Consider the following 16,875-nt stretch of genomic DNA (forward strand, 5'->3'; position numbering starts at 1 on the left):
CACTTCGGTTCCAAGCCCCTAATTCATTTCTTACCGATCGGTAATCAACACTTTCACCGGCGCCCGGCCTCGTCTTCCGGGCATGGACTGCTGTCGCATGGCGTCAGCCGGCCGACACTCGTCTTCACTCCATTATCAGGAAAACGCCATGTCCAGCATCCAGAGAATCGTGAACTGGGTTGTCGGCATTTTCGCCACGCTCGCAACGGTGGCCTTCTTCGTCGTCCTGCTCGGCATCGGGTTCGTCGGCCGCAACGCCGGAGCCGAAACGCTCCCGAGCGAGCAGCCAGCCGCGGTCCCCGCCTCGGTAGCGCGCGTCGAGCGGCGGCCGGTAGAGCTGTGGACACGCTTTTCGGGGCGGCTCGAAGCCGTCGAGCGGGTGGACATCCGCTCGCGCGTGGCAGGCGCCGTCGAGGCCGCCCATTTCCGCGAGGGCAGCCTGGTCGAGAAGGGAGCGCCGCTTCTGACCATCGATCCGGCGCCCTACCAGGCCGCGGTCTCGCGCGCCGAATCCGAGCTGGAAGCCGCCAAGGCACGCCTTGCCTACGCCCGGGGCGAACTGCAGCGCGGCACGCAGCTTCAGGGCAACCGCACGATCGCCGTTTCGGAATACGAGCGGCGCGTCCAGGCAAGCCTCGAGGCGCAGGCCCAGTTGGCCGCGGCAGAGGCAATGCTGCGCAGCGCGCGGCTGGACCTTGCCTATACCGACATTCGCGCCCCGGTATCCGGGCGCATCGGGCGGCTGGAGGTGACGGCCGGCAACCTCGTCTCGGCCGGTGCCGGCTCGCCCGTCCTGGCGCGCATGGTTTCCGTCGATCCCATATATGCCAGCTTCGATGCCGACGAGGGCACGGTCGACGGCCTTCTGGCCGCCACGCAGGGGCTGGATCGGGTTCCGGTCGAGATGGACCTCGCCAACGGCACCATGGTCAGGGGACATATCCAGTTGATCGACCCCAGCGTCGATCCCGAAAACGGCACGGTCGGCATCCGCGTCGCGTTCTCCAACAAGAGCGGCGCGCTGCTGCCGGGCCAGTTCGCCCGGATCCGCCTCGGCGAGGCGAACGCGGCGCCGGCCATACTGGTGGCCGAACGCGCCGTCGGCACCGACCAGGACCGGCGCTACGTCCTGGTGGTCGGGCCGGACGACACGGTGGAATATCGCAATGTCACGCTGGGTCGCGCTTCCGGCGACATGCGCGTGGTGGAAAGCGGCCTTGCCGAAGACGAGCGCATCGTCGTCAACGGCCTGCAGCGCCTGCGCCCCGGCGCACGCGTAGAACCGCGGATGGTGTCGATGGAAACGGGCCAGCCCCTGTCGACACGCACGGCGCAAGCCGAACCGGCAACAGAGCACCAACAGCCATGAACATGTCCCGTTTCTTCATCGACAGGCCGGTCTTCGCCGGTGTCCTGTCCTTCATGATCTTCCTTGCCGGCCTTCTGTCCATCTTCGCCCTGCCGGTCAGCGAATATCCGGATGTGGTGCCGCCATCCATCGTGGTGCGCGCCACCTACCCCGGCGCCAACCCGGCGGTGATCGCCGAAACGGTGGCGACGCCGCTGGAAGAGCAGGTCAACGGCGTCGAGGACATGCTCTACATGTCCAGCCAGACGACCACGGACGGCGTCATGCAGTTGACCGTCACCTTCCGCATCGGCACCGACCCGGACCAGGCTCAGCAGCTCGTGCAGAACCGCGTCGCCCAGGCCGAACCGCGCCTGCCCGAGGAAGTGCGCCGCCTCGGCGTCACCGTCGTCAAATCCTCTCCCGACCTGATGCTCGTGGTCCACCTGACCTCGCCCAACGGGCGCTACGACCTGACCTACCTTCGCAACTACGCCCTCATCAACGTGCGCGACCGGCTGGCGCGGGTGGAAGGCATGGGGCAGGTGCAGCTTTTCGGCTCCGGCGACTATTCCATGCGCATCTGGCTCGATCCGGAAAAGACGGCGGCGCGCGGCCTGTCGGCCAGCGACGTGGTGCAGGCCGTACGCGAGCAGAACATACAGGCGGCCGCCGGCGTCATCGGCGCATCGCCCAGCGTGCCCGGCGTCGAATTCCAGCTTTCGGTCAACGCACAGGGCCGCCTGAAGGATGTCGAGGAATTTTCCGACATCATCGTACGGACGGACCCGGAAACCGGGGCGCTCACCCGCATCCGCGATATCGGCCGGGTCGAGCTGGGCGCCAGCGACTATGCGCTGCGCTCGCTTCTGTCCAACGAGCCGGCTGTCGCCATACCGGTCTTCCAGGCTCCCGGCTCCAACGCGATCGCCATCGCGGACGAGGTCCGTTCCATCATGGCCGAGATCAAGCAGACCATGCCCGAGGGCATCGACTACGAGATCGTCTACGATACGACGCAGTTCGTGCGCGCCTCCATCGAGGCCGTCGTGGACACGCTGCTGGAGGCCATCCTGCTGGTGGTGATCGTGGTCATCGTCTTCCTGCAGACCTGGCGCGCCTCGATCATCCCCCTTCTGGCCGTGCCCGTGTCGATCGTCGGCACATTCGCGGTCATGTACTTCCTGGGATTTTCCATCAACGCGCTCAGCCTGTTCGGCCTTGTCCTCGCCATCGGCATCGTCGTCGACGACGCCATCGTGGTCGTCGAGAATGTCGAGCGCAACATCGAGAACGGCCTTGCCCCGCGCGAGGCCACCTACAAGGCCATGAGCGAGGTGTCGGGCCCGATCATCGCCATCGCACTGGTGCTGGTGGCCGTCTTCGTGCCGCTGGCCTTCATCTCGGGCCTGACGGGGCAGTTCTACCGTCAGTTCGCGTTGACGCTCGCCATCTCCACCGTCATCTCGGCCTTCAACTCGCTGACATTGTCGCCGGCGCTGGCGGCTCTGCTGCTGCGTGGCCACGATGCCCCGAAAGACCGCCTCACGCGGTTCCTGGACCGGACCCTCGGATGGTTCTTCCGCGGCTTCAACCGCTTCTTCGGGGCAAGTTCCAGGCGCTACGGCAACGGGTTGGGCGGCGTCATATCCCGCAAGGGCATTACGCTGGGGCTCTACGTGCTCATGGTGGCCATGACGGCGGTGCTGTTCAACTCCGTGCCGGGCGGCTTCGTACCGGCGCAGGACAAACAGTATCTCGTCGGCTTCGCGCAGCTACCCGACGGCGCCTCGCTGGATCGGACGGAAAAGGTGGTGCGGGCCATGGGCGACATCGCGCTGGAGACGCCGGGCGTCGAAAGCACGATCGCCTTCCCCGGCCTGTCGATCAACGGCTTCACCAACTCGTCCAATGCCGGCGTCGTGTTTCTCGCGCTCGACGCGTTCGAGGACAGGAAGACGCCGGAGCTTTCGGCCGGCGCCATCGCACAAAGCCTGAACGGGCGCTTCGCCGGGATCGAGGAGGCCTTCACGGCCATCTTCCCGCCGCCGCCGGTGCAGGGGCTCGGCACGATCGGCGGCTTCAAGCTGCAGATCGAGGATCGGGCCGGCAACGGGTTCCAGGCCCTCGACGATACGGTGAAGGCGTTTCTGGCCAGCGCACAGCAGGCGCCCGAGCTTGTCGGCCTGTTCACCGGATACGGCATAGACGTGCCGCAGCTCTTCGCCGATGTGGACAGGGCCCGTGCCCGCCAGCTTGATGTGCCCATCACCGAGATCTTCAATACGCTGCAAATCTATCTGGGCTCGCTCTACGTCAACGACTTCAACCAGTTCGGCCGCACCTATTCGGTCCGCGTCCAGGCCGACGCGCCCTACCGCGCACGGGCCGAGGACATAGGCGCCCTGAAGGTGCGGTCCAACACGGGCGAGATGATCCCGCTGTCGGCCCTCATGAATGTCGATATGGTGTCCGGGCCAGAGCGCGCCTTGCGCTACAACGGCTTCCTGTCGGCCGACGTCAACGGCAACGCCGCGCCCGGCTATTCGAGCGGGCAGGCCCAGGAGGCGGTGGAGCGCATCGCGGCGGAAACGCTGCCGCCGGGCTTCTCCTTCGAATGGACGGAACTGACCTACCAGGAGATCATCGCCGGCAATTCGGGCCTGATCATCTTCCCGCTCGCGCTGCTGCTGGTCTTCCTGGTGCTGGCCGCCCAGTACGAAAGCCTCACCCTGCCGATCGCGATCCTGCTGATCGTGCCGGCCGGGCTGTTCTCGGCGCTTACCGGCATCTGGCTGACCGGCGGCGACAACAACATCTTCACGCAGATCGGCCTGATCGTGCTTGTCGGACTATCGGCCAAGAACGCCATCCTGATCGTGGAGTTCGCCCGCGAGCTGGAGGCAGAGGGCCGCAACGCCCGCGAGGCGGCCATCGAAGCGGCACGGCTGCGGCTGCGGCCGATCCTGATGACGTCGCTGGCCTTCATCATGGGCGTGCTGCCGCTCGTCCTGTCGACGGGGGCCGGCGCAGAGATGCGCTCGGCCATGGGTATCGCCGTCTTCGCCGGCATGATCGGCGTCACCTTGATCGGCCTGTTCCTGACGCCGGTCTTCTACGTCCTGGTGCGCCGCCTGGCACCGGTACGCCGCCAGGCTATGCCGGCACACGCGCCATCGACGGGTGAGTCAGTGCCGTCATGACGCCGCGAAGCTCCGCCAGGCCCTTCAGCCGCCCGATGATCGGGTAGCCGGGCTGCCCATCGCGGCCGAGATCGTCGACGATGTCCTGTCCATGATCCGGCCGCATGGGTATCTGGTGGTCCGCCCGCCCTTCGGCCTTGCGGCGGGCCTCTTCCGCGACGATCTCGGCGATCAGGGCCACCATGTCGGTGCCCCCGCCGAGATGCTCCGCTTCATGGAAGGATGCCGGCATGCCCGGCGTTTCCAGCGTCACGTTGCGCAGATGCAGGAAATGCACGCGCGGCGCAAACTGCCGCATGATCGCCGGGATGTCGTTGTCGGGCCGCGCCCCGAGCGAACCCGAGCAGAGCGTCATGCCGCTGGCCGGACTGTCCACCGCATCCAGGATGACGGCGTAATCGTCGGCCGTCGACATGATGCGCGGCAGGCCCAGCAGCGGGAAAGGCGGGTCGTCGGGATGGCAGCAGAGCCGCATGCCCAGTCTTTCGGCCACCGGCGTCACCTCTTCCAGGAAGGCGATGAAGTTCGCCCGCAAGGCATCCACGCCGATGGAATCGTACTCGGCAAGGTGCTGCCTCACCTCCTGCGTGGTCATGCTTTCGGTTGAGCCGGGAAGACCGGCCGTGACATTGGCGGCCAGTTGCTGCTTGCGCTCTTCGCTCATGCCCGCGAAACGCGCGCCGGCTGCTTCCGTGACCTCGGGCCCGAAGCTCTCGGCCGCACCGCCCCGCTGCAGGATGTGGATATCGAATGCCGCGAAATCGATATGGTCGAAGCGCATGGTCGTGCCGCCATGGCCGACGCGGAAGGCGAGGTCGGTGCGCGTCCAGTCCAGCACGGGCATGAAATTGTAGCAGATCGTCTGCAGCCCGGCAGAAGCGAGGTTTTCGAGGCTCACCTTGTAGTTCGCGATATGGGCGCGCCAGTCGCCCTTCTGCTTCTTGATCGCCTCCGATACAGGCAGGCTTTCGACGACGTCCCAGGACAGGCCGGAAGCGCTGCCGTCCTTCATGCGGGAAATCTCGCTCTGCCGCTTGCGGATTTCCTCGTCGGTCCAGACCGCACCGGTCGGCACATGGTGCAAGGCGCTGACGACGCCCTCCACGCCAGCCTGCCGCATATCGTCGACCGAGGTCAGATCATGCGGACCGAACCATCGCCAAGTCTGCCTCATTGGGCACTCCCTTATCTTCACCGGCCCCGAACCGTGACCGAACGCACCGATTCTTAAACTAGAGTTGACTAGTATGGAAGTATGGAGAGAATAGGCGCGAGGACGAGGGGGATTCGCGTGGGAGCAGGATCTGAGCGACCGGCCGTCGAGCTCGACGCCGACACCGCCATCGCGCCGCAGCTTTACGAAAGCTTGCGGGGGCGGATCGTGCGCGCCGAGTTGCGCCCCGGCGAGATCATCTCCGAAACGGAAATCGCAAAGGCCTACTCCGTTTCGCGGCAACCCGTGCGCGAAGCCTTCATCAAGCTTGCCGAGGCAGGACTTGTGCGGGTTCGGCCGCAACGCGGCACGATGGTCAGTCCGATCACGGCGGAGGCGGTTACCGAGGCGCGCTTCGTGCGCGAGGCCATCGAGGCCGATGTCGTACGCGCTGCGGCCACCCGCGCCGACGGCAACGACGCCCGCCGGTTGCTGGCACAGATCGACGACCAGAAGCGCGTAGCCGAGGATGACGTCGCCGCCTTCATGAAGCTGGACGAGCTGTTCCACCGCACGCTGGCCGAGATCGCCGGCGTGCCTTTCGCCTGGCGCGTGGTGGAGGACGTCAAGGCGCAGATGGACCGCATCCGCTATCTCAGCGTCGAAGAGATGCATGTGCGCCGGCTGATCGCCCAGCACGAGACCATAGCGCGAGCCATCGAGGCGGCCGACGCCGCCGCCGCGGAGGAGGCCATGCGCGGGCACCTGCGCGAAATCCTGCGCTCGCTTCCGGATATCGCCGCGGCCCATCCCGACCTGTTCGGGAAGGGCGGCTGAACTTTCGAACGCATCTTCAGGGAGGATTTCATGACAACGGGTTTCAAGACGGGTATCGCGGGGCTGATCGTGGCGCTGGCGACAGGTACGGGCGCTTTGGCGCAGGATCTGACGCTCAAGCTCGGCCATCTCGCCAATGAACAGAACTCCTGGCACAAGGCAGCGCTTCGTTTCGGCGAGGAGGTCAAGGCGCGGACCGACGGGCGCATCGTCGTGGAAGTCTACCCGAACGACTCGCTCGGCCGCGAAATCGACCTGATCAACGGAATGCAGCTCGGCACGGTGGAAATGACCATCACCGGCGAGAGCCTGCAGAACTGGGCGCCGATGGCCTCCCTGCTGGCCCTGCCCTATGCCTACCAGACGCTGGAAGAGATGGACGCGGTCGCCTCCGGCGAAATCGGCGACCAGATCGAGGCGCAGATCGTCGAGCGCGCCCAGGTGCGCCCCCTCGCCTATTTCGCGCGCGGACCGCGCAACCTGACCGCCAACCGCGCCATCACCACGCCCGACGAACTCCAGCGCATGCGCATGCGCGTACCCAACGTGCCGCTGTTCGTGGATACGTGGACCGCGCTCGGCGCGCTGCCGACGCCCATGGCCTTCTCGGAGGTGTTCACCTCGCTCCAGAACGGCACCATCGCCGGCCAGGAAAACCCCCTCGCGCTCATCCAGACGGCATCGTTCAATGAAGTGCAGAGCCATGTGAACATGACGGAGCATGTCCGTTCCTGGATCTATCTGGCGATTGCCGAGCAGGTCTGGAGCCAGCTCGACGAAGCCGACCAGGCGCACCTGATCGAAGCCGCGCGGATCGCGCAGGAGTTCGAGCGCGAGCAGTTCCTGGCCGACGAGGACGCGATCCGCGCCGACCTGGAAGCCAAGGGCATGACCTTCGTCGAGGTCGACAAGGCGGCCTTCGCGGAAAAGGCGCGCCAGCCCGTGATCGACTCCGTCGATGCGGAAATCCGTCCGACGGTCGAAGAGCTGTTCGCCCGCTGATCCGAACCGCGCGATGGCCATGACACGCGCATGGCCATCGCGCGAAACGCATGGGGATCGCCAATGCACTTCCTGAATCTCTTCTCGCGCCTGCTGGTGGCAACCACCCGAAGCCTCGTCGGCCTGGCCTTCTTCGGGCTGATCGTCGTGGTTACGCTGCAGATCGCCACGCGAACCTTCGGCCTGCCCTCCCCGGTCTGGACGGAAGAGCTGTCGCGCATCCTTCTGCTCTACATGGTCGCCTTCGGCATCGGCCTGTCACTGATGACCGGCGAGTTCGTCGCGGTCGATCTTTTGCAGGAAGCGGTGCCCGAACGTGCCTCCTGGTGGATGCGCCTTGTGGCGCTGGCCGCCACCGCGCTGCTGGCGGCGGTGATGATCTGGCCGGCATGGCGCTTCGTGCAGATCGGCGCCTTCCAGCGGTCGCCCGCCCTTCGCGTCACCATGGACATGGTCCATGCCAGCGTCTTCGTGCTGGCGGTCCTTTTGTTTCTCTTTTCCGCCCTGCGGGTCGTCGGCATGCTGGCCGGCGCCGATGACGGGCGTCCGCAACGCCCAGAGGAAGCCTGATCGATGGAACTCGCACTGCTTCTCGTCACCTTCGTGGTGACGCTCGCCCTCGGCGTGCCCGTTGCCATCTGTCTGGCCCTGTCGTCGCTCGCCTACATGCTGGTCGCCGGCCTGCCCATCGTCATCCTGCCGCAGCGCATGTATGCCGGCATGGATGTCTTCGTGCTGCTGTGCATTCCCGGCTTCATCCTGGCCGGCAACCTGATGAACTACGGCGGCGTGACGGAACGCATCATCCGTCTGGCCAACGCGCTGGTCGGCTGGATGCGCGGTGGCCTCGCCATGGCCAACGTGGCCGATTCCATGATGTTCGGCGGCGTGTCCGGCACGGCGGTCGCCGATGTCGCGGCAACCGGTTCGGTCATGATCCCCGGCATGAAGAAGTCCGGCTATCCGGCCGACTTCTCCGCCGCCATCACGGCGGCCTCCTCCACCGTCGGGCCCATGCTTCCGCCCAGCGTTCCGATGATCATCGTCGGCGCGCTGTCCGGTATCTCGGTCGGGCAGTTGTTCCTGGCCGGCGCCGTGCCGGGTGTCCTCATGGGCATCGGCATGGGCATCACCTGCTACGTGATTTCCGTGCGCCGCAACTATCCGCGCATGCCCTGGCAAGGCTGGGGCGAGCTCGTGTCGGCGGCGCTGTCGGCGTCGTGGGCGCTGGCCATGATCGCGCTGATCATCGGCGGCCTCATCACCGGCATGGCCACGCCCACAGAAACGGCGGTCGTCGCCTGCATCTACGCCTTCCTTGTGGGCACGCTCGTCTACCGGGAACTGCCCTTGTCCAAGGTGCCGCGCATCATCATCGACAGCGCGATCTCCTCGGCCGGCATCCTGGCCCTGGTCGGCTTCGCCAATGTGTTCGGATCCATCCTGGCCTCCGAGCGGATCCCGCAGGCGCTTGCGCAGACCGTCCTGTCGATCACCGACAATCCGCTGCTGGTCATCCTGCTGATCAACATCCTGCTCTTGATCGTCGGCATGTTCATGGAAACGATCGCGGCGCTGATCATCCTGTTCGTCCCGCTCCTGACGTTGGCAACGAGCGTCGGCATCGATCCGGTCCATTTCGCGACCTTCGCGGTGCTGAACCTCATGATCGGACTAACGACGCCACCAGTCGGCGTGTGCCTGTTCGTGGCCTGCAACATTGCCCGCATCCCGTTGCTGCCGGTCATCAAGGCGGTGCTGCCATTCCTTTTGTCCAACATCATCGTGCTGCTGATGGTGTCCTACTACGCGCCCTTCGCAACCTGGCTGCCAAACGCCATGATGGGAAATTGAGCCCGTAGCCGCATCACTCCGCCGCCTGCGCGGCCGCGCCCGGCGGCGCAAGCGTGACGACGCGATCGGCCATCTGCAGCGTGGATGGCCGATGCGCAATCAGGATACGCGTCATCGGCAGGTGCCGGACCGCGGCGTTGATCGCCGCTTCGGCATCCGGGTCCAGATGGCTGGTCGCCTCGTCCATCAGCAGCAGTGCCGGGCGCCGGTAGACGGCCCTTGCCAGGACGACGCGCTGCTTCTGCCCACCCGACAGGGAACTGCCCATGTCTCCGACGAGCGTCTCGTAGCCCATCGGCATGCGCATGATCTCGTCATGGATATTTGCCATCCTGGCCACCGCCTGTACCCAGGCCGGATCGGGCGCCGGATCGAAGGCGGAAATGTTCTCCGCTATGGAGCCGGCAAACAACCTGTCTTCCTGCAACACACAGCCGACCCGTTCGCGATGCGCATTCAGCCCGATCGATGCCAGCGGCACGCCATCCACCAGCACCTGCCCCGTCTCCGGCTCGGCCAAACCTGCCATGAGCTTCAGCAGCGTCGATTTTCCGACACCGGACGGCCCGGCAATGCCGACGCACTCCCCGGCCGCCACATGCATGTGGAAGCCCGAAAGAATGGGGGCATCGTTTTCGGCATACCGAAAGCCGACGCCCGACAGGGTGATCGCGGCTGGCCGGTTCTCCCCGTCCCGTACCGGCGCCGCCGCCCCATTACCGACTTTTTCGGGCTCGGCGAAGGCGATGTCGGCAAGGCGTTCGCCATGCAGGGACAGCATCGCGAACTGCAGCATCGTGTCGATGAAGCTGGCGACACGCGCCGCGAACTGGTCCTTGTAGGCCAGGAAGGCGACGAGCATTCCGATCGACAGGTCTCCGGCCAGGATCGCCCGTCCGCCGAGATAGATCATCAGGATGCGGTCGACCCCGAACAGAAAGCCGTTGCCTGCGGAAAACACAGCGTCGAACCGCGATACGGCAAGTTGCGCGTTGATCCGCTCGACGAGATGGTTCGACCAGACGCCGCGACGCCGCTCTTCCAGGTTGAGCACCTTGATGCTGCTCATTCCCCGGACGGATTCCATGAAATGGGAATTTTCCTGCGCGGCCGCGACGATGGCCTCTTCCGAAAGGCCGCGATAGGGCCGGTAGTAGAGCAGGCGCATGATGGAATAGACCGCGACGCTGGCCAGCGCGATCCACAGCAGCCAGCCCCCGTAAAGCCACATCATGACGATCAGCGTGACGGACATGATGCCATCCAGTATCGCCTGGATCGCACTTGTGGTCAGCGTCTGCTGGACGGCATCCACAGATGAGAACCTGGAGACGACATCGCCGACATGCCGCTTCTCGAAGAAGGACAGCGGCAGCCGCTGTAGCTGGTCGAACAGCGCGACCTTCCACTGAAGCGCCAGGCTGGAGCCGACCAGCATGGTAACCCACGCCCGCGCGAAGGTGGCGGCCACCTGAACGATCAGAAGCAGGAACAAGCCCAGTGCGATCAGCGTCAGCAGGTCGTAATCGGCGGCAACGACCACTTCGTCGAGCACAAGCTGGAAACCGATGGGCATGGCGATCACCGCCGCCTCGATGGCAAGCGATATGGCCAGCACCTGGAATGCCGTGCGCCACAGGCCCGTCGTCCGGGCCAGCATGGTCGTCACACGCAGGCGCGCGGTTTCGTCCCGCCGCGTGAAACCCTCTGCCGGCCAGGCTTCCAGGGCGACGCCCGTCATCTGGCGCGATACTTCCGCCATGGGCACTGCGCGTCGCCCCTTGGCCGGGTCGTGGATGACGATCGAGCCGTTGCGCACCTTCGTCAGGACGACGAAATGATTGTGCCCCCAGTGCAGGATGCACGGCAACCGAAGCTTGCCGAGATCGCCCGGCTCCAGCCGCAGCGCGCGCGTCGCCAAGCCAAGCCCGGAGCCCACCGACACGAGATCGCGCAGGGTCGTGCCCTTGATCGAGGCTGAGAAGCGGCGGCGGATGGCGGCCATGTCCATGCGGTGGCCATGGTGCCCCGCCACCATCGCCATGGCGGCCAGCCCGCACTCCGCCGCCTCGCTCTGCAGGATCAGCGGTGTGCGTGCGAAGAGGCTGGTGGAAATCCGCCCGGCCAGCGATGCGCCCGTCTCGCCCGTCATGGCGCGGCCTCGGCAAGCGGACCGGGCCCCGCGGCGGGACGCCCCTCGTCGGCGCCTGTCAGGCCGCCACGCAGGCTGTACACCGGTGAAAGGATCCATTGATACAGCGGTCGCGTGTCGGTCAATATGTGGGCCTCCACCTGCATTCCGGCCTGCAGCCGGACGTCCTGCCCATAGGCCGCGACATGCTCCTCGTCCGGCGATACGGTGATGCGGTAGACCGAACCCGTGTCCTGGGTTGCCGTGGCATTGAGCAAGGTCAGTTCCTCCGGCCGCAGCGTCGTGCGGGAAATCGACTCGACCCGGCCGGGATGCTGGCCGAACTTCTGATAGGGAAAGGCTTCGTAGCGCAGCAGGACGGGGCTGCCCTCGCGCACGAAGCCTATGCCGCTGCTGGGTACGAGCAGCTCCGCCCTCAGCGGCTTGTCTTCCGGCACGATGGTCAACAGCGGCGTGCCGGCCGATACGGTCTGCCCGGCCAGCGTCAGAAGACCGGTTACCCGGCCGTCGCGCGGGGCCGTCACCTCGATCAACCGCCGCGCCTCCGCTTCGGAAAGCTGCTGCTCCGTGTCGATGATCTGTCGGCGCATCTCGGAGATCCGCGTCTCTGCGGCGAGATCGAAGCCGGCGATCTGGTTGACGATCTCCGCACGCTGGGACTCGAGCTGGATACGCTCCCGCTTCAAACGGGCAAGCTGGCTCCGCTCCGCGTGATAGGCCGACAACCGGGCCTGATACTCGCCGGCCACGGAGATACCGCGCGAAACATAGTCCTCCTGCCGTTCGGCGAAGGTGCGCGTCTGCTCGACGAATTCGGTCAGGACGACGATCTGTTCGTCCGCTCCCTCTATTTCCGCCGTCAGGTTGGCGGTCCGCACGTCCAGCCAGCCGCGCTCCTGCGCGTCGAGCTCGACCTGCCTTTCGATGGCGGCGCGTAAATTGTCCGCCTTGTCGCGCAGAAGCTGCGCCACCGCATCCTGCGTGTCGCCGAGCGCCGTCTGCTGGTCTATGCTGATGCGGTACAGAAGATCGCCGCGCCCGACGCGTGCGCCGTTGGCCGTCGCCACCTCCGTCACCCAGCCGGATTGCGGCGCGACCATACGGGTCAGCCCTTCCGATGGAAGCAGAACACCGCCGACGCGCACCCTCTGCGTATACTCCCCGAACACCAGTCCGACCGCCAGGGCTACCACCAGTACTATGGAGAATATCGCGAAGACGGCCCCCGACGGAGAGGGCATCAGCATCGGACGTCCCAGCCAGGAATGGCGACGCGATTCCAGCGATTCAGGCCGGAACAGAGGTGCAGGGTCAGCCATCTGGATCGCCGGTCGCCTCTTACCCTTGAGTTGCAATTGGGCAATAAAGGCTAGATGTCGCGCCGCAAGCCGCTAGTCGTACACATGTACTAGGGCAGGTGAACGGTCCGCGCCCTAAGTCGCAGTGCAGGATCGCCGGGAGGGTCGGACGTTTACTCATGGGTGAATTCGAGGATTCCGAGCGCATCGTCATAGCAGACGATCACCCCCTGTTCCGCGATGGCCTGCGCCGGCTGATGCAGCGCAGCTTTCCGCTGGCGCGCATCGCCGAGTGCGGCAGCTTCGACGAAGCGCTGGCCTGTGCGCGCGACGGCCAGCCGCCCGGCATGATGATGCTGGATCTCCGCTTCCCGGGCTTCGACGCGGAAACCTGCCTGCCGGCCTTGCGCGCCGAGTTCAAGGGCATGGCGATCGTGGTCGTCTCGATGGTCGAAGACCAGACCGAAATCCAGGCCGTGATGCGCAACGGCGCCGACGGCTTCATCTGCAAGTCGGTGCCGCCGACGGCACTGGTCGAGGCGGTAGAGGCGATCCTGGCCGGCGAACCGGTCATCGTGACGGAAGCGCCTTCGGGCGAGCCGACGGACGAGGCTCCCGGTGTGTGCCTGGACGCCCTCACGCCGCGTCAGCGCGAGGTGCTTGCCCTCTTGGCGCAAGGCAAGACGAACAAGGAAATCGCCTGGGATCTTGCCATCTCTCCCTTTACCGCCCGCGTGCACGTTTCGGCGCTGCTGAGGGCGCTGGACGTGTCGTCCCGAAGCGCGGCTGCCTTCCGGGCTGCCGAGCTGGGCCTTTGACGGAACTGGCCGATCCCGTCGGCAGCCGTTCGGAGCGGCTTGCCCTCATCCGGTCGCTGGGCAGTGCATCGGACAGCCTGCCCTTTGCGCGGCACGAACGCGAGCAGGCCGACATCCGCGTTGCCATCGTTCTTGTCGCCAATGCCTATCTCTTGCTCGGGCGCGCGTTCTCTTTGCTGTCGCCGACGCTCGGCAATCTATATCTCTGGATGTTCATCGGCGCACTGGCCTTCTCGCTCGTGATCCGCGCATCGATTCGGCTGTGGCCCCACGCGTCACGGCTGCGCCGCATCACGACGCTGATCTTCGACTATTCCATCCTGACCGCCACGATCGCCATCGGCGCGCAGTTCGCCGCGCCGATCTATGCCATCCTCATCTGGGTCACGGTGGGCTACGGCATGCGCTTCGGCCAGTGGTATCTTCTGGCCGGCACGGCCGCATCGCTGGCCAGCGTGCTGGTGATCGGTCTTACCTCGCCGTTCTGGCGGCAGCATCCAAGCCTTGTCGGCATGCTGTTCCTGACCGCGATGATCGTGCCGCTCTACGCCAACCTCCTGCTGCGGGAAACGCGGCGCTCGCGCGATGCGGCACTGGCTGCCGATATCGCAAAATCGCGCTTCCTGGCCCAGGCCAGCCACGATCTGCGCCAGCCGATCCATGCCATCAGCCTGTTCACGGCCTGCCTGCGCGAGGAAGGGTTGAACGGCGCCCAAAGCCAGATGACCGACAATATCGACCGCGCGCTCGACAGCGTGTCGAACCTGTTCCGCTCGCTTCTCGATGTCTCCATGCTGGACAGCGGCAAGATCGAGGTGCGACCGTCCACTGTCGACATCGGCCGGCTTCTCAAGGGCGTTGCGGCGCGCAACGGCGAAGCGGCACGCGCCGGCGGCGTTCGGATAAGGGTGGTCGAAACGGCGTTGCGCGTCCGCACGGACGGCGCCCTGATGGAGACGATGGTGCAGAACCTCGTCTCCAATGCCCTCAAGCACGCTCCCGGCTCGGACATTCTGATCGGCTGCCGCCGCAATGGCGGGACCGCGGCAATCTGGGTGATCGATCGCGGACCGGGCATTGCGCCGCACGAACAGGCCAACATTTTCGTCGAGTTCTATCGTATCCCGCAACCCGGCCGCGACGTGGAGGGCATCGGCCTCGGCCTGTCCATCCTGCAGCGCATGGCGCGCCTTCTGGAATGCTCGGTGCAGGTGCGGTCCACGCCCGGGCGCGGCGCCGGCTTCGCCATCACCGGGCTGCGCATCGCCAGCGCCGCGGAAGCGCGGCACCAGACCACGGAGCGGTCCGGCCCCGTTGCGTACGAGCCGTTGGCCGGCCTGCGGGTCCTTCTGGTGGAGGACAACAGGCAGGTTCTCGACGCGACCTCGCTGCTGCTGCGCCGTTGGGGATGCGTCGTCCAGGCGGAAGCCTCGGCCGATTTCGAACCCCAACCGGTGGACGTGGTGCTGACCGATTTCGATCTGGACGGGCCGGTCTCCGGCGTCGACATCGTCGACAGGGTTCGCCTCAGGCTGGGCGCCGAGGTACCGGCGCTGCTGATGACAGGTCACGACGACGGGCGGGTGCAACAGGCGGTCATGGGGCGGGATATTCCCGTCATGCAGAAGCCGTTGCGCCCCATCGAGCTTCGCTCGTCGCTGATCGTGCTGGCGCGGCGTCGAGAAGACGGTCGATGATCGCGTCGGCAAGACGCCCCTCGACGACACGGTCGAACGCGGCAAACATGGGTTGCGAATTCACCTCCAGAAAGTGGAGGGTGCCATCGGCATCGGCCATGAAGTCGGCGGCCGCGAATTCGAGCCCCAGCCTATCGCAGAGCGCCAGAAGCTTGGCGCCCAGCTCGGCCGGCACCTCAGCCTCGGACAGTAGAGCACTCTGCGTCTCTCGATAGTCGAGGTCCGGCGACGCCAGCCAGAAGCCCATCAAAATCCGGTCGATCTTGTAGATGCGCATTTCCGGCCGCTCCAGCCGGGGCTGGAAAAAGCTTGGATACGGCGCACCATCCGCATCCGTGACCTCGTCCACCAGCCTTGTATAGGCGCCCCCGGCAACCGGCTTGGTGATCCAGGCGCCGACGGCCGCCGCTTCCGGCACAGCCGTCGATACCAGTGTTTCCGGCACGCGAAGCCCCGCCTTCAGGGCCTCGACCAGATTCTGGATCTTGTTGTTTTCGCGCAGGCTCGTCTGTCTGTTGAACATGCGTATGTCCGGCCGGCCGAGGGCCCAGCCACGTACGGCGCTATACCAGTTCGACGCGCCGGCATGCGCGGCGGCGATATCCTGCGTCGGATACAGAAAGACGTCCTGCCGAACGAACATCGCCGTCGGCTCCAGCACCTCCCCATCTATCTCCAGCCTGTTGGCCGCGATGTCGATGCGCAGGCCTGGCCCGCCTTCCGGACCGACGCGGATTTCGCGGTGCGGCAGCTCTCGCTGCCGCAGCCGGTCCAGCAGCACCGTCAGGTTGGTATCGTGAAGGCCGCCGGCAATGACGATCATCGTCTTACCGATGGATCTTGGCGTCGAGCGCGATGGGCGACAGGCCGCCGCCATCCTCTTCGCCGACCGCCATCGTGGTTGCCCAGCCACCATCTTCCTCGCCGAGCGCCTTGGTGGTGGCAAAGCCGCCGCCGCCGTCTTCCTCGCCCACCGCAAGGGTCGTTACCAACTCGGCACTGGCACCGGAGACGCGTTCCTGTTCACCATCGGTCAGAGTCCGCATGGTTCCGTCGTTCAGATTGGTCATCGTCTTACCTCGTCGTTTGCTTTTCCCGGGCGCGGAAACGCGCGAGCAATCCCGCGCGCCCGCAGAGGCTGGCCGTCTAGAGCAGCATGACGACTTCATAGACGCCGTAGGTGATGCCCCCGGCCAGGGCACCGGCCAGCGCGCCAGGCGCGGCCCCGATGCCGCCGAGCGCCATGCCGCCCAGGCCCCCGGCTACGCCGCCGGCAACCATCGACGCACCCGCCGCCTGCCAGGAAAAATCAGCGCCGCCAACCATATTCATTTCGTCGAAATTCAATTCTCTCATTGAATTGATTTCCATTTGTGCAGTGGACATCAGTATCTCCTGTTTCAATGGAACATCGATATAGCCTTTGAAAATTCTGGATACTTTGTTTGGCTATATCTGGGAGAAATTATAAGCTCCCACCGCGAGACGATCATTCGTACAGGTGTACGATGCG

At 65.6% G+C, this 16,875-nt stretch carries 14 protein-coding genes; 8 read left to right on the forward strand and 6 right to left on the reverse strand.

Features of this window, described 5'->3' with window-relative positions; translation table 11 throughout:
* Positions 1-148: 148 nt before the first annotated feature.
* Both AUL31_RS09500 and AUL31_RS09505 read left to right on the forward strand, forming a co-directional pair.
* Positions 149-1,369, forward strand: coding sequence for an efflux RND transporter periplasmic adaptor subunit (locus AUL31_RS09500; RefSeq protein WP_073469140.1), 1,221 nt, complete (start codon positions 149-151; stop codon positions 1,367-1,369).
* The gene (locus AUL31_RS09505) at positions 1,366-4,551 is read left to right on the forward strand and encodes an efflux RND transporter permease subunit (RefSeq protein ID WP_060604922.1); all 3,186 of its coding nucleotides are present in this window, start codon (positions 1,366-1,368) and stop codon (positions 4,549-4,551) included. Before AUL31_RS09500 ends, AUL31_RS09505 begins: the two co-directional genes overlap by 4 nt.
* On the opposite strand, the gene uxuA is transcribed toward AUL31_RS09505, so the two are convergent.
* The gene (gene uxuA, locus AUL31_RS09510) at positions 4,505-5,725 is read right to left on the reverse strand and encodes a mannonate dehydratase (protein WP_060604925.1); all 1,221 of its coding nucleotides are present in this window, start codon (positions 5,723-5,725) and stop codon (positions 4,505-4,507) included. The genes AUL31_RS09505 and uxuA overlap by 47 nt on opposite strands.
* 117 nt (positions 5,726-5,842) lie before the next feature.
* On the opposite strand from uxuA, the gene AUL31_RS09515 reads away from it, so the two are divergent.
* The 4 genes from AUL31_RS09515 to AUL31_RS09530 all read left to right on the forward strand — a co-directional run bounded on the left by AUL31_RS09515 (position 5,843) and on the right by AUL31_RS09530 (position 9,397).
* The gene (locus AUL31_RS09515; protein ID WP_244489359.1) at positions 5,843-6,541 is read left to right on the forward strand and encodes a GntR family transcriptional regulator; all 699 of its coding nucleotides are present in this window, start codon (positions 5,843-5,845) and stop codon (positions 6,539-6,541) included.
* 30 nt (positions 6,542-6,571) lie between these two features.
* A complete protein-coding gene (locus AUL31_RS09520; protein ID WP_060604931.1) occupies positions 6,572-7,543 on the forward strand; it encodes a TRAP transporter substrate-binding protein in 972 nt (323 codons plus the stop codon).
* 63 nt (positions 7,544-7,606) lie between these two features.
* The gene (locus tag AUL31_RS09525) at positions 7,607-8,113 is read left to right on the forward strand and encodes a TRAP transporter small permease (RefSeq protein WP_060604934.1); all 507 of its coding nucleotides are present in this window, start codon (positions 7,607-7,609) and stop codon (positions 8,111-8,113) included.
* Positions 8,114-8,116: 3 nt separating this feature from the next.
* Positions 8,117-9,397, forward strand: a complete 1,281-nt coding sequence (locus tag AUL31_RS09530; protein ID WP_060604937.1) for a TRAP transporter large permease — start codon at positions 8,117-8,119, stop codon at positions 9,395-9,397.
* Between the two features lie 13 nt (positions 9,398-9,410).
* On the opposite strand, the gene AUL31_RS09535 is transcribed toward AUL31_RS09530, so the two are convergent.
* Entirely contained in the window at positions 9,411-11,549 is a 2,139-nt protein-coding gene (locus tag AUL31_RS09535) for a peptidase domain-containing ABC transporter (protein ID WP_060604939.1), read from the reverse strand.
* The gene (locus tag AUL31_RS09540) at positions 11,546-12,868 is read right to left on the reverse strand and encodes an HlyD family secretion protein (protein WP_082646877.1); all 1,323 of its coding nucleotides are present in this window, start codon (positions 12,866-12,868) and stop codon (positions 11,546-11,548) included. Before AUL31_RS09540 ends, AUL31_RS09535 begins: the two co-directional genes overlap by 4 nt.
* A 158-nt stretch (positions 12,869-13,026) precedes the next feature.
* On the opposite strand from AUL31_RS09540, the gene AUL31_RS09545 reads away from it, so the two are divergent.
* Entirely contained in the window at positions 13,027-13,665 is a 639-nt protein-coding gene (locus tag AUL31_RS09545; protein WP_060604946.1) for a response regulator, read from the forward strand.
* Entirely contained in the window at positions 13,662-15,362 is a 1,701-nt protein-coding gene (locus AUL31_RS09550) for a hybrid sensor histidine kinase/response regulator (RefSeq protein WP_060604949.1), read from the forward strand. Before AUL31_RS09545 ends, AUL31_RS09550 begins: the two co-directional genes overlap by 4 nt.
* On the opposite strand, the gene AUL31_RS09555 is transcribed toward AUL31_RS09550, so the two are convergent.
* The 3 genes from AUL31_RS09555 to AUL31_RS09565 all read right to left on the reverse strand — a co-directional run bounded on the left by AUL31_RS09555 (position 15,283) and on the right by AUL31_RS09565 (position 16,718).
* Entirely contained in the window at positions 15,283-16,185 is a 903-nt protein-coding gene (locus tag AUL31_RS09555) for an ATP-grasp domain-containing protein (RefSeq protein ID WP_060604953.1), read from the reverse strand. The two genes, AUL31_RS09550 and AUL31_RS09555, sit on opposite strands and share 80 nt — an antisense overlap.
* Before the next feature lie 4 nt (positions 16,186-16,189).
* Entirely contained in the window at positions 16,190-16,432 is a 243-nt protein-coding gene (locus tag AUL31_RS09560; RefSeq protein WP_060604956.1) for a hypothetical protein, read from the reverse strand.
* A gap of 76 nt (positions 16,433-16,508) precedes the next feature.
* Positions 16,509-16,718, reverse strand: coding sequence for a Blp family class II bacteriocin (locus AUL31_RS09565; protein WP_060604959.1), 210 nt, complete (start codon positions 16,716-16,718; stop codon positions 16,509-16,511).
* Positions 16,719-16,875 lie beyond the last annotated feature (157 nt).

This window comes from Aureimonas altamirensis (genome assembly GCF_001463885.1).
Lineage (GTDB): Bacteria > Pseudomonadota > Alphaproteobacteria > Rhizobiales > Rhizobiaceae > Aureimonas > Aureimonas altamirensis.